At 64.5% G+C, this 12,740-nt stretch carries 10 protein-coding genes; all 10 read right to left on the bottom strand.

The window, feature by feature from the left end:
• Nucleotides 1-12 precede the first annotated feature (12 nt).
• Nucleotides 13-1,323, bottom strand: a complete 1,311-nt coding sequence (folC, locus tag ACMFWR_RS07745; protein ID WP_413194415.1) for a bifunctional tetrahydrofolate synthase/dihydrofolate synthase — start codon at nt 1,321-1,323, stop codon at nt 13-15.
• A 132-nt stretch (nt 1,324-1,455) separates the two neighbouring features.
• A complete protein-coding gene (gene accD, locus ACMFWR_RS07740) occupies nt 1,456-2,328 on the bottom strand; it encodes an acetyl-CoA carboxylase, carboxyltransferase subunit beta (protein WP_413194414.1) in 873 nt (290 codons plus the stop codon).
• A gap of 114 nt (nt 2,329-2,442) precedes the next feature.
• Entirely contained in the window at nt 2,443-3,261 is an 819-nt protein-coding gene (trpA, locus tag ACMFWR_RS07735) for a tryptophan synthase subunit alpha (RefSeq protein ID WP_413194413.1), read from the bottom strand.
• On the bottom strand, nt 3,248-4,108 hold the full coding sequence (locus ACMFWR_RS07730; protein WP_413194817.1) for a DNA-methyltransferase: 861 nt from the start codon (nt 4,106-4,108) through the stop codon (nt 3,248-3,250). Before ACMFWR_RS07730 ends, trpA begins: the two co-directional genes overlap by 14 nt.
• Before the next feature lie 20 nt (nt 4,109-4,128).
• On the bottom strand, nt 4,129-5,322 hold the full coding sequence (gene trpB / locus ACMFWR_RS07725) for a tryptophan synthase subunit beta (RefSeq protein ID WP_413194412.1): 1,194 nt from the start codon (nt 5,320-5,322) through the stop codon (nt 4,129-4,131).
• Nucleotides 5,323-5,393: 71 nt separating this feature from the next.
• Complete coding sequence (locus ACMFWR_RS07720) at nt 5,394-6,134, bottom strand: phosphoribosylanthranilate isomerase (protein WP_413194411.1); 741 nt, start codon at nt 6,132-6,134, stop codon at nt 5,394-5,396.
• A gap of 177 nt (nt 6,135-6,311) precedes the next feature.
• Nucleotides 6,312-7,109: a tRNA pseudouridine(38-40) synthase TruA gene (gene truA, locus ACMFWR_RS07715; RefSeq protein ID WP_413194410.1), complete on the bottom strand. Its 798-nt coding sequence runs from the start codon at nt 7,107-7,109 to the stop codon at nt 6,312-6,314.
• Nucleotides 7,110-7,116: 7 nt separating this feature from the next.
• Nucleotides 7,117-9,894, bottom strand: coding sequence for a FimV/HubP family polar landmark protein (locus tag ACMFWR_RS07710; RefSeq protein WP_413194409.1), 2,778 nt, complete (start codon nt 9,892-9,894; stop codon nt 7,117-7,119).
• A 350-nt stretch (nt 9,895-10,244) separates the two neighbouring features.
• Nucleotides 10,245-11,408 (bottom strand): aspartate-semialdehyde dehydrogenase, encoded by a 1,164-nt coding sequence (gene asd, locus ACMFWR_RS07705; RefSeq protein WP_413194408.1) that lies wholly within the window; start codon nt 11,406-11,408, stop codon nt 10,245-10,247.
• Nucleotides 11,409-11,616: 208 nt separating this feature from the next.
• Nucleotides 11,617-12,684: a 3-isopropylmalate dehydrogenase gene (gene leuB / locus ACMFWR_RS07700; protein WP_413194407.1), complete on the bottom strand. Its 1,068-nt coding sequence runs from the start codon at nt 12,682-12,684 to the stop codon at nt 11,617-11,619.
• Between the last annotated feature and the right edge of the window lie 56 nt (nt 12,685-12,740).

The following is a 12,740-nucleotide window of genomic DNA, read 5'->3' as shown; positions in this document are numbered from 1 at the left end:
CCCGTTCGGGGGTCAATGATGCTGGAGTTTTCGGTACGCCATCACGTCCGCGACAGTGTAGTGCGATCCGAAGACCACGATTCTATCATTTTCGCCCGCTTTTTCTTGCACTGCGGCGAATGCGGCTTGCGCCGAGTCGAATCGCTGCACGCCATGGTCCGCATCGTCGGTAACACCGGCTTCCCGCAAGTAGCGTTCAAGCATCTCGGAAGTCGCCGCGCGCGGGGTCGGCAGATCGGTCACATACCAGAAATCGATCTCGTCCTTGAGCTGGCGCAGGATGCCCGCGATGTCCTTGTCCTTCATCGCGCCGAACACCGCGTAGGTGTACGGGAAGTAGCCCATATTGCCAAGGTTCTGCGCGAGCACCGCCGCCGCATGCGGATTGTGTGCGACGTCGAGGATCACCTGAGGCTTGCCCGGCACGACCTGGAAGCGTCCCGGCAGTTCGACATTCGCGAGTCCGAGGCGGATGTCCTGCGCCGACACCGGCAGGCGATCACGCATCGCCTCGAGCGCAGCCAGCGCAGCCGATGCGTTGAGCAACTGGTTTGCGCCGCGCAGCGCGGGGTACGCGAGCGCCGGGCGCTTCATCGTGCGGCCCGAGTAGCTCCATTGCTGCCGCTCGGCGCCGGGCTGCGCGTCGTAGCGAAAGTCGCGGCCGACGAGCCACAGATCGGCACCGATTTCGGTGGCGTAGTCGATGAGCGTCTGCGGCGCGAGCGGATCGCCGCACACGGCCGGCCGTCCGGTGCGGAAAATCCCCGCCTTCTCGAACGCAATCTTCTCGCGCGTATCGCCGAGATACTCGGCATGGTCGATATCGATGCTGGCAATCACCGCGCAGTCGGTATCGATCACGTTGACGGCGTCGAGACGTCCGCCAAGACCGACCTCGAGGATCACCGCGTCGAGCCCCGAACTTGCGAACAAATGCATGATCGCAAGCGTCGTGAATTCGAAGTACGTCAGCGACACCGGCTCGGCCATGCTCGTGCGCGCGGCTTCGACGATCTCGAAATGCTTGATCAGCGCTTCGTCGCTCGCATCCACACCGTTGAGCCGTGCCCGCTCGTTGAACGACAGCAGATGCGGCGATGTATGGCAGCCGACCTTGTAGCCGGCGCGCAGCAGGATCGTTTCGATCAGCGCACACGTCGAGCCCTTGCCGTTCGTACCGCCGACCGTGAAGACCGGGCATTCGAACTTCAGGCCGAGTGCGTCCTTGACCTTGCCGATGCGCGTGAGGCCCATGTCGATGCCGACCGGGTGTGCCGTTTCGAGGTGGGCGAGCCAGTCGCCGAGTGTCGCGAAGGTAGTCATCAGTGCAAAAAGCAAACGCGGCCGAAGCCGCGTTGAATCATCGGGTAGGCACTCGGAGCGGCAAGCACGCCAGCGACCGTGTCGACATGGCGCTCAGGCAAGCGTACCGAGTGCGTGCGTCGGGTCCGTGGGTCAGGCCACCGCGTCGGCCGGCAGGCGCGTCAGCAGCGCGAGCAGGCGCGCGATTTCCTCACGCATCTTGCGGCGGTCGACGATCATGTCGATCGCGCCCGACTTGAGCAGGAACTCGGCACGCTGGAAGCCTTCCGGCAGCTTCTCGCGCACCGTCTGTTCGATCACGCGCGGGCCGGCAAAGCCGATCAGCGCCTTCGGTTCCGCGATGACGACGTCACCGAGGAACGCAAAGCTCGCCGACACGCCGCCCATCGTCGGATCGGTCAGCACCGAAATAAACGGCAGCTTCGCGTCGGACAGCTTCGTCAGCATGGAGGTCGTCTTGGCCATCTGCATCAGCGACAGCAGGCTTTCCTGCATCCGCGCACCGCCCGAAGCCGTCACGCAGATAAACGGCACCTGCTGCTCGAGCGCGTTCTGCGCGCCGCGAGCGAAACGCTCGCCGACCACCGACCCCATCGAGCCGCCCATGAACGCGAACTCGAAGCACGCGACCACGACCGGCAGCGTGTGGATCGCCCCGCCCATCACGACCATCGCGTCGGTTTCGCCGGTCTCATCCATCGCTTCCTTGATGCGATCCGGGTACTTGCGGCTGTCCTTGAACTTGAGCGGATCGACCGGCACGACTTCCTGACCGATTTCGTAGCGGCCTTCCGGGTCGAGCAGCGCATCGAGACGCGCACGCGCATTGATGCGCATGTGGTGATCGCACTTCGGGCAAACCGACAGATTCGCGGCGACGTCGGTCCGGTACAGCACCGATTCGCATTGCGGGCACTTGATCCACAGGCCCTCGGGAATGCTCTTGCGGCTCGCCGGATCCGTTTGTTTGATCTTCGGCGGCAACAGTTTGTCGAGCCAGCTCATAAATACTCCTGGTTGGTCGCTCCGGTCATTGTGCCACCCATCGCGAAATCGCGACGCGGGCCAATGCGTGCCGGTGCGGCCGCGACATGCTGCGTCGCGGTAAAAATGATCGAATCAGGCCGCCACCGCGCCTGCGGGCGCGTCGAGCGCCGCGCGAACGCCGGCGACGAAGTCGGTCAGCGCCTGTGCGGCGGCCTCGGGCGCGGCCTGTTCAAGTAGTTGAACGATCCGGCTGCCGATGACGACGGCATCCGAATGGTCGGCGACACTCCGGGCGGACTGGGCATCGCGAATACCGAATCCGACCCCGACAGGGACCGGCACCCGCGATTTGATGGCCGGGATTTTACTCGCGATACTGGAAACGTCCAGATTTCCGGCTCCGGTCACCCCTTTGAGCGACACGTAGTACACGTAGCCACGCGCAATCTGCCCGACCGCGGAAATCCGCTCGTCGAGCGACGTGGGGGCCAGCAAAAAGATCGGATCGAGGCCGTATTGCCCGAGTTTTTCCGCAAATTCATGCGATTCCTCGGGCGGATAGTCGACCACGAGCACGCCGTCGACACCCGCTTCGCTCGCGGATTTCGCGAACGTATCGACGCCCATGCGCTCGATCGGATTGGCATAACCCATCAGCACGACCGGGGTCGTATCGTCCTTCGTGCGGAATTCGCGGACGTTCTCGAGCACGTGGCGCAGCGAGACGCCCTTTTCGAGTGCACGCTCGGACGAACGCTGAATGACAGGGCCGTCGGCCATCGGATCCGAAAACGGCACGCCAAGTTCGATGACGTCGGCGCCGCCCTGGGCCAGCGCGTGCATGAATTCGACGGTGCGCGCCGGATCCGGGTCGCCGGCGGTCATGAACGGGATCAGGCCCTTACGGCCTTGGGCGGCCAGCGCCGCGAAAGTCTTTTCAATTCGGGACATGGTGAGGAATCTCGGCAATTCGTTGGCGGGCGACAGCGTGATAGTCGGCATTGATCTCGTAGCCGACGAAGTTGCGCCCATGCATGGCGCATGCGACGGCGGTCGTGCCACTCCCCATGAACGGGTCGAGCACCGTACCGCCCGGAGGGCAGCTTGCCAGCACCATTCTCGAGATGATCTCGAGCGGTTTTTGCGTCGGATGATCGACGCGTTCGGCGTGCTGGCGATGGAGTCTGGAGACAGACCAGACGTCCTTGGGGTTGTAGCCCATTTCGAGCCACTTGCTGCCTTCGAAGATGCGTCGCGAGCGCGCCTTCTTGGTTGCCGCGTCGTAAGGGATGCGCACCGGATCGAGATCGAAGTAATAGTCCTTCGAGACCGCGAACAGGCCGATATTGTCGTGCACCGACGTGAATCGCCGCGTCGTCCCGCCCATGCTCGGCACGCGGCGGTCCCAGATGATCTCGTTGACCATCGTCAGGCGTGTCTTCAGGAAACTGAAGATCTCCGGCGCGTACTGCCATGTGCAGAAAATATAGAGCGAGCCACGCGGCTTGAGCTTCGGCAAGGCCAGTTCGAGCCAGCTGCGCGTCCAGGCGAGAAAATCCTCGCCCGAACGCATGTCCGAGTCGTTGCCGTAGTCCTTGCCGAGCCCGTACGGCGGGTCGGCAAGGATCAGGTCGATCGACTGGTCGGGCAGATTGGCGACGTCGGTCAGAAAGTCGCGGTGGTGCAAGGAGATCGCCGGAGTGGCCTCGGCCACTGCCTCCCCCTGCTTGAGCACCGCGGAGCCAGCCGGCGAACCGCCTGCCGGCGCCCCACCGATCTCGATCGAGTCGTCACGCATCGACATACGCGCGGCGCGGCTCAGAGGTCGATACCGCCGCGCTCGGCGACGGTATGCATGTCCTTGTCGCCACGACCGGACAGGTTGACCAGCAGGACCTTGTCGCGCGGCAGCGTCGGCGCGATCTTGGCTGCATGCGCGATCGCGTGGCTCGACTCGAGCGCCGGGATAATGCCTTCGATCCGGCACAGCGTGTGGAAGGCCTCGAGCGCTTCTTCATCGGTGATACCGACGTAGCTCGCGCGACCCGAATCCTTGAGCCATGCGTGCTCGGGACCGACGCCCGGGTAGTCAAGACCGGCCGAGACCGAATGCGTCTCGATGATCTGGCCGTCCGCATCCTGCAGCAGGTACGTGCGGTTGCCGTGCAGCACGCCCGGTGAGCCGCCCTGCAGCGACGCTGCATGGCGACCCGTGTCGAGCCCGTCGCCGTTCGCCTCGACGCCGATCAGTTCGACGTTCGTGTCGTCGATGTACGGATAGAAAATGCCCATCGCATTCGATCCGCCGCCCACGCACGCAATCACCGAATCCGGCTGACGTCCGATCATCTCGGGCATCTGCACCTTGCATTCGTCGCCGATCACGCGCTGGAAGTCGCGCACCATCATCGGGTACGGGTGCGGGCCCGCGACCGTGCCAATGATGTAGAACGTGTTTTCGATGTTCGTGACCCAGTCACGCATGGCTTCGTTGAGCGCGTCCTTGAGCGTCTTCGAACCCGACTCGACGGGCACGACGGTCGCGCCGAGCAGCTTCATCCGGTAGACGTTGGCCGCTTGGCGGCGCACGTCTTCCGAGCCCATGTAGACGACGCATTCCATGCCGAAACGCGCGGCGATCGTCGCCGTCGCGACACCGTGCTGGCCGGCGCCGGTCTCGGCGATCACGCGCGGCTTGCCCATGCGCTTGGCGAGCAAGGCCTGCCCGATCACGTTGTTGACCTTGTGCGCGCCGGTGTGATTCAGGTCTTCGCGCTTCAGGTAGATCTGCGCGCCGCCGAGCATCTCGCTCCAGCGCTTTGCGTGGTAGATCGGCGAAGGACGGCCGACGAAGTGCTTGAGCTCGCTTGCGTATTCAGCGAGGAATTCGGGGTCGTTCTTGTATTTTTCATACGCGTCGCGCAGCTCGGCGAGCGCGTGGATCAACGTTTCGGCAACAAAAATACCGCCGTACGGGCCGAAATGGCCGCGTTCGTCTGGCAGGTTATACATGGTCTGGCTCCGTCAGTGGCCGGCGGAAGTCGGAGTGCCCTGTCTGAAGGGCAGATACGCCGTCTGGCGCATCAGGGGTGAACACCGTGTTCCGGGTCGGCCTCAAGGCTGTCAAGAGCGTCTTGCGCGCGTACCGCGCGCACAAACGCCGTCATCCTGGCGTGATCTTTCACGCCCCGCGCCCCTTCGACTTCGATGCCACTCGAGACATCGACAGCAAACGGGCGCACGCGGGCGATGGCCTCACGGACGTTTTGCGCGTTCAAGCCACCACTTAAAACGGCCCGACGCGCGAGCTCTTCGGGAATGATTGACCAATCGAACACCTTTCCACCGCCGCCATAGCCCTCGACGTGTGCGTCGAGCAGCAATCCCTGGGCGGCCGCATAGTTGACGGATGATTCTACCAAATCGGCGTGCGTGGAATCGGCTTTGACCCGAATGGCCTTGAGCCACGGGATCCGGACCGCGCGGCTCAGCGCTTTGCACGCCTCGGGCGTCTCGTCGCCGTGCAATTGAAGCGCGCCGAGCGGCAATGCGTCGGCAATCTCGCGAACGAGACTTTCGTTCGTGTCTACGAACAAACCCACGATGGTCACGAAAGGCGGCACGTGCCGTGCAAGCTGGACTGCTTGCGACACCGTGATCGCACGCGGACTCGGCGGGTAGAAGACCATGCCAATCGCATCCGCGCCAAGCGCCACCGCGTGCTGCACGTCTTCGACGCGCGACAGTCCGCACAGCTTGATGCGTGTACGCCACGGGCGCGTCGGTTTGCGGGTATCGGTCGGGGTCTGCGTCAGTGAATCCATCTAAAGCCCTGTTGGGGGTCGCCGGCGAAGTATTTTACCGGCACGCGAGCGTGGTCGCTCGAACGTTTGGCGCGGCGGCGAATGGTCGATGCAGCCCGCGAGAGGTAGGCAGCGTGCCGGGTGCAGTGCACGGAGGGCCTGCGGCGGTGCCTCACCGGCCATGCGAACCACGCGGACCTAGACGCCCCAGACCTCGCTCCATGCCTCACTACGCAGATTGGCTGGCGGCAGATCGAATTCGGCGGGATAGCCGACATCGGCCAGGTAGAGGCCGTCCGGCATAAAGGTCGGCGCTGCAACCTTCCGATCCCGTGCCGCGAGCACCGTTGCCGCCCACTCCGGCTGCTCACGGCCGCGCCCTACGCTGAGCAGGCAGCCCATCAGGTTGCGGACCATGTGATGGAGAAACGCATTGGCGCGGAACCGGAAGTGAATAAACGCGCCGCGCGTCTTGATATCGATGTCGTAGAGATGCTTGACCGGCGTCTTCGACTGACAGTCCGCCGACCGGAACGACGAGAAATCGTGTTCGCCGATCCAGTGACGGGCCGCTTCGCGCATCGCGTCGACATCGATCGGCGTATGGACCCACCCTGCCCGCCCCGCCAGCATCGGCGCGCGCACCGGATGCACGTAGAGCACGTAAAAATAGGTCCGCTCGAACGCCGCGAATCGGGCATGGAACGCGTCGCTGACGGGCTTTGACCATTGAATGGCCACGCTCGGCGGCAAGAACGCGTTGACCCCACGCACCCACGAAAAGGGTTCCCGATCGAGGTCCGTATCGAAGTGAAGCACCTGGCCGAGCGCGTGCACGCCTGTGTCCGTGCGGCCCGCGACAACGGTGTGCAACGGCACGGTCGCGAACGCCTTGAGCGCGCGCTCCACTTCGTCCTGAACGGTCCGGCCGTGCGGCTGCGACTGCCAGCCGCAAAACGCCGCACCGTCGTATTGCAATCCCAACGCTATGCGCATTGCCCGGTCACTTCAGCGTGTCGAGCAACGACTGCGCACGCTCGCGCGTCGCCGGATCGTGCGTCGCGAGCACTTCGTTGAGCAGCGTGCGCGCGCCCGCTCGGTCGCCGAGTTCGACGTATTCGACCGCGAGGTCGAGCTTGTTGCGCGCGATCGTCGCAAGGTCATGCGATGTCGGCGTCGAGCCGGGCGCCGCTGCGTTGGGCGTCAGCTCAAGATCGAAATCGAGCTTGAGCGCCCCGAAACCGGCCGGGCCCAGGTTTGCTGGCCCTGCCGACACAGCGCGGGCCGGCGGCACGGAATCGGCCTGCATGTCGCGCAGTGCGGACGCACGAATCGCATCGCCCGAGAACAGCGGTCTTGCCGTCGGGTCGTTGCCGGCCCGATCGGTCGGCTCAAAGGCTTCCGGTCCCCGCAACGCGTCGCGCCCAGAGGTCGGATCTTCAAAAGGCGTTTCAGCCAGGAAGTCGGGGATATGTCCCGACGACGCGCCCAGACCGGCCACCGCGCCGGGTCCGGCGGTGCCATGTTCGATTTCATCGGCGACTGACGGCGCCTGAACATCGCGCTCGCCGGGTGTCGGCACGTTGCGTGGCTCTGCGACGGGCACATGTTCGGGACGTCGGGCTTCGGGAAGCGTCGCATCGTCGAGCTCGCGCGCGGCGTTCGGCGCGGTGTGCGGCTGGAAAGCCTCATGCGCCGCTGCCGAGGGCGAATCGAGCCAGTCGAGGTCTTCCTGACTCGGCACGGAAGGCGCGCGGTCCGCGGCCCCTGCAGCCGGACGATCAGCCACAGGCTCGCCGTCGGCTTCGTCCTCGTCCTCGATACCCGACGAAGGGCTCTCGCCTTCATCGTGCCCGGCCGGCAGGCCGAGATCGACATCCGGCATCGGCTTGACGAAATCCGAGCCCGACGCTGTGTGTTGCTGACGATACGCGGCGAACGGATCCTCTGCGTACAGCGGATTGTCCGGATCGATACGCCGGCCCAACGATGCCGCGCGCTTCCAGTCGGGGCCTTCACCGTCCGTGAGTTCCCAGAGTTCGTGCGCGGTTTCCTGGAAGCGGTCGACCTCATGGCGATGCGCGTGCATCTCGAGCAGACCGAGCAGCAACCCCGTATCGAACGGCGTGCGCGACTCCGCAAACGGGCTGCGCTGCGGATCATGGGTCGGAAGGCTGCCCGAGGCACCCTCTTCGAGCGAAAACGGCGGCTGGCCGAACGGCGTATCGCGCGACGACGCGCCGAAAACCGGGTCGTCGTCGGGTGGCAGTTTGCCGGTCTCGAGGTCGCGTTCCGACGGCCCCGCGTTCAGGCGTGCTTTAGCCGTATTGGCCGTGCGTGTCGCAGCGGGTTCCGAAGACGACAGGTCCGCCCGGTAGCCGGATTCGTCGTCCGACTCGTCCTCGTCCAGCTCGGCGTACGCATGACGTGCGGCCGCGCCGTCGCCTTGCGGGTCACGTTCTGATCCGCGATCCGATCCCGTTGATGGCGTGGTCGGCGACGTGCCATCCGATCCGTCCTGTGCAGCGGCGTTCGGCTTGCGACGGCGCGCGGGCAGACACACCCAGATGCCGAGCGCCACGACGATCAGCACCGCGAGCGCTGCGGGCACAGCAAGCGGTCCACGCAGCGTTCCCTGCTGTGGAACCTGCCCGGCCGCGGCGGGCCGGACGGCGGTCGCGCCGCTGGCCGCATTGGCCATGCTGGCTGTCAGCGGCGCCGAGGCACCTGAGCCAAAGCCGTGCGCCTGCATCGCTGCCAGCACGCGATTCTTGAGCTGGAGCAGTTGCTGGAGGCTCGATACGTTCTGTCCACCGGCCACGGCCGGTGCCGCGTTGTCGACGGCCACCGCCGACGCATCGACCGCCACTGCCGGCGCCGGGCGAATGCTGCCCGACCAGGCGTGCGCATTCGAGGCTGCCAGTGCAGCGGACGCTGCAGCCGCTTCGCTCGCGCCGGCCACCTGCGCCGGCGTCGCGGAAGCGGCTTCGACGGCAGCGGACGCGGCGCTCGACGACGCCGACATGGCGGCCGTCGCGCTCGCGGCGTTGTTTGCAGTGGTTTCGCCGGACGCGCTCGCGCCCTGATTCAACGTCGACGCGACGGTTGCGCCCGATGCCGGTGCCGTTGCGGGCGCGGCTTGAGCCGATGGGGTCGCTTGCGTCGTTTGCGTCGCTTGCGTTGCTTGCGTCGGTTGGACGGGTGCTGGCTGAGACGCGGCCGCAGTGACAGCTGCAGGTGCCTTCGCTGCGTTTTGCGCCGGCGTCGTGCCTTGCGCAGTGGCAGCCGCTGTCGAGCCTGTCACGGGTGCCGTGGTAGCACCGCTTGCCGGCGTCGCGGCCGCAGCCGACGCAGGCGACTCACCAGGCCGCGGCACGGCGAGCACCGCACCGACCTTCAGACGGCTCGGGTTGTTGCCATAAAACGCGTTGGGATTCGCCGCGAACAGCGCATTGGCCAGCGTCTGCTTGACGTTCTTGTCCGTCGAATGCGTGAGGTCGCCCGCGACGTCAAGAAGCGACTGACCCTTTTGCACCGCATAGTGATCCGGCATCGCATCGGCACCGCCCGGCGCGGACGCTCCCACAGGAGCAACCGCGCTGGACGAGGTCGACACAACCGCACTGGCCGGCTGCGAACGAGAAGGTGTCGAAGAAGCGGCACTCTGCGCATGCGCAGGGAACGCACTCGCAGCGAGCGCTGCGACCGACCACGCAAGCGCGGTGGTTTTCCAGGCTGCTGGCGCGCTCTCACGTCGCACCAGTCGGTCTAACACGATCATCACACTCCCGAAAAAGGCTTCCAATTCGCGCCCAATCAGCGCATCGCGTGGACGCGCTTAGTAAAGATCGCAGCGTGCGCTGCATCTGTCAAAGATTCGAATGCAAAAAAAGCGCCGCGCGAACGCGGCGCTCTTTGCGCCAAACAGAGAGAAAGCCGCCTGTTGCCCCGAAGGTTAGCACGACCGGAAATATCATCCCCATTCCGGTTTTGCCTGATGGGCGAACGTATCAACAACACGGTAAGGCGTTCCGATCCTTCAGGCGGGCGCCACATGAAGCACGCCCCTTTCGATGCCAGCTTCAGCCTGCGTCACGACGACCAGCCGACCGCGTGACCCAGCGTCGGCACTTACGCGAACGCGTGCTTGTCTTGCTGGCCTGCGGTTTGTTCCGCGTCGAGCAGGATGCGCAGCATGCGGCGCAGCGGCTCTGCGGCTCCCCACAGCAGCTGATCGCCGACCGTGAAGGCCGACAGATATTCGCCGCCCATGGCCAGCTTGCGGAAGCGGCCGACCGGCACGTGCAGCGAGCCCGTCACCGCCGTCGGCGTCAGATCGCGAATCGATGCGTCACGCGTATTCGGCACGACCTTGACCCAGTCGTTGCCCGACGCGACGATCGCTTCGATTTCGTCGAGCGGTACATCCTTCGTCAGCTTGATCGTCAGCGCCTGCGAATGGCAGCGCATCGCGCCGATCCGCACGCACAGGCCGTCGACCGGCACGCAGCCCGGCTCGCCCATCGCGGGCTTGCCGAGGATCTTGTTCGCTTCGGCGCCGCCCTTCCACTCTTCCTTCGACATGCCGTTGCCGAGATCCTTGTCGATCCACGGAATCAGCGAGCCGGCGAGCGGCACGCCAAAGTTGTCCGTCGGCATCGCATCGCCGCGCATCGTATCGATCACGCCGCGATCGATATCGAGAATGGCCGACTTCGGATCAGCAAGCTTGGACGCGACCGCTGCATGCACCGTGCCCATCTGCGACAGCAGTTCGCGCATGTTCTGCGCACCCGCGCCCGACGCCGCCTGATACGTCATGGCCGTCGTCCACTCGATCAGGTTTTCGCGGAACAGGCCGCCGAGTGCCATCAGCATCAGGCTGACCGTGCAGTTGCCGCCGATGTAATTCTTGACGCCCTTCTTCAGGCCGTTGCGGATCACGTCGAGGTTGACCGGATCGAGCACGATCAGCGCGTCATCCTTCATGCGCAGCGACGAAGCCGCGTCGATCCAGTAGCCGTCCCAGCCTGCTGCGCGCAGCTTCGGGAACACGTCGTTCGTGTAGTCACCGCCCTGGCACGTGATGATGATGTCGCACTTGCGCAGGTCTTCGATGCTTGTCGCATCTTTGAGCGTGGTCTCGTTTTTGGCGAACGACGGCGCAGCGCCGCCCGTGTTGCTCGTGCTGAAGAACACCGGCTCAATCAGCGCAAAATCGTTTTCTTCCTGCATGCGCTGCATCAGGACCGAGCCCACCATGCCGCGCCAACCTACGAGACCCACTGTCTTCATTTCGCTCTCACTCGCTTCGCGTTTTCACCACCGGCCGATACCGGCACGGCACACGCCGTATCCGTCAGTATCGCCGACCCGACCATCATTCAGCGCAAACATGCGCCAACTCAGCATAAAAAATTAAAAAACACCCGAATCGAGGCCTATAAACGAAAAAGGCCGCTGCATCCTGCTGCAGCGGCCACCTCGGGTTCGGGTTTCGCTGCTAGAGCGCGGCGACCACCGCCGCACCCATCTGTTTCGTGCCCACTTTGGTTGTGCCTTCTTCCCAAATGTCGGCCGTGCGCAGACCTTGCGCGAGCACTTTTTTCACCGCTGTTTCAATTCGGTCTGCCTGCTCGGTCTTGCCGAGCGAGTAGCGCAGCATCATCGCGGCCGACAGGATCGTCGCAAGCGGGTTGGCGACGCCCTTGCCTGCGATATCAGGCGCAGAGCCGTGCGACGGCTCGTAGAGACCCTTGTTGTTCTTGTCGAGCGAGGCCGACGGCAGCATGCCGATCGAACCCGTCAGCATCGCGGCCTGGTCCGACAGGATGTCGCCGAACATATTACCGGTCACGACAACGTCGAACGCCTTCGGCGCCTTCACGAGCTGCATCGCCGCGTTGTCGACGTACATATGCGAGAGTTCGACGTCAGCGTATTGCTTCGACACTTCGATCATCGTGTCACGCCAGAGCTGGGAGGTTTCGAGCACGTTCGACTTGTCGACGCTCGTGACCTTCTTATTGCGCTTCTGCGCGGCCTGGAACGCGACGTGAGCGATACGCTGCACTTCGGGTTCACTATATCGCATCGTGTCGAAGCCCTCTTTCGCACCAGCGAACGGGCCATCCGGTGCTGCGCGCACGCCGCGCGGCTGGCCGAAATAGATGTCGCCATTGAGTTCACGCACGATCAGGATGTCGAGACCCGAAACGACTTCGGGCTTCAGCGACGATGCGCCTGCGAGTTCCTTGTACAGAATCGCCGGACGGAAGTTCGCGAACAGCTGCAGATGCTTGCGCAGTCCGAGAATGGCCTGCTCCGGGCGCAGCGCACGCTCGAGCGAGTCGTACTTCCAGTCGCCGACGGCGCCGAACAGGATCGCGTCGGCGTCCTTGGCCAGTTGCAGTGTCGATTCGGGCAGCGGGTGACCCTTGGCTTCGTAACCTGCGCCACCCACGGGCGCCTCTTCGAGCGTGAACGATTCGCCCAGGGCGTTGAGCACGTTCACTGCTTCGGCCACGATCTCGGGACCGATGCCATCACCCGGCAGAACTGCAATCTTCATCTGTGTCGCTTCCTATTGCTGATGTGCTTCGTTGTCTCTCGAACAGTCGGCGTCGC

This window comes from Pararobbsia alpina (assembly GCF_965118125.1).
Taxonomy (GTDB): domain Bacteria; phylum Pseudomonadota; class Gammaproteobacteria; order Burkholderiales; family Burkholderiaceae; genus Pararobbsia; species Pararobbsia alpina_A.
Note: the sequence above shows the minus strand (reverse complement) of the source record. Positions and strands in the feature narration are given on the sequence as shown.

What these genes read in the sequence shown, in the direction of transcription:
- folC (WP_413194415.1), bottom strand. Translation starts at nt 1,323, where the DNA reads ATGACTACCTTCGCGACACTCGGCGACTGGCTCGCCCACCTCGAAACG.
- accD (WP_413194414.1), bottom strand. Translation starts at nt 2,328, where the DNA reads ATGAGCTGGCTCGACAAACTGTTGCCGCCGAAGATCAAACAAACGGAT.
- trpA (WP_413194413.1), bottom strand. Translation starts at nt 3,261, where the DNA reads ATGTCCCGAATTGAAAAGACTTTCGCGGCGCTGGCCGCCCAAGGCCGT.
- ACMFWR_RS07730 (WP_413194817.1), bottom strand. Translation starts at nt 4,108, where the DNA reads ATGCGTGACGACTCGATCGAGATCGGTGGGGCGCCGGCAGGCGGTTCG.
- trpB (WP_413194412.1), bottom strand. Translation starts at nt 5,322, where the DNA reads ATGTATAACCTGCCAGACGAACGCGGCCATTTCGGCCCGTACGGCGGT.
- ACMFWR_RS07720 (WP_413194411.1), bottom strand. Translation starts at nt 6,134, where the DNA reads ATGGATTCACTGACGCAGACCCCGACCGATACCCGCAAACCGACGCGC.
- truA (WP_413194410.1), bottom strand. Translation starts at nt 7,109, where the DNA reads ATGCGCATAGCGTTGGGATTGCAATACGACGGTGCGGCGTTTTGCGGC.
- ACMFWR_RS07710 (WP_413194409.1), bottom strand. Translation starts at nt 9,894, where the DNA reads ATGATCGTGTTAGACCGACTGGTGCGACGTGAGAGCGCGCCAGCAGCC.
- asd (WP_413194408.1), bottom strand. Translation starts at nt 11,408, where the DNA reads ATGAAGACAGTGGGTCTCGTAGGTTGGCGCGGCATGGTGGGCTCGGTC.
- leuB (WP_413194407.1), bottom strand. Translation starts at nt 12,684, where the DNA reads ATGAAGATTGCAGTTCTGCCGGGTGATGGCATCGGTCCCGAGATCGTG.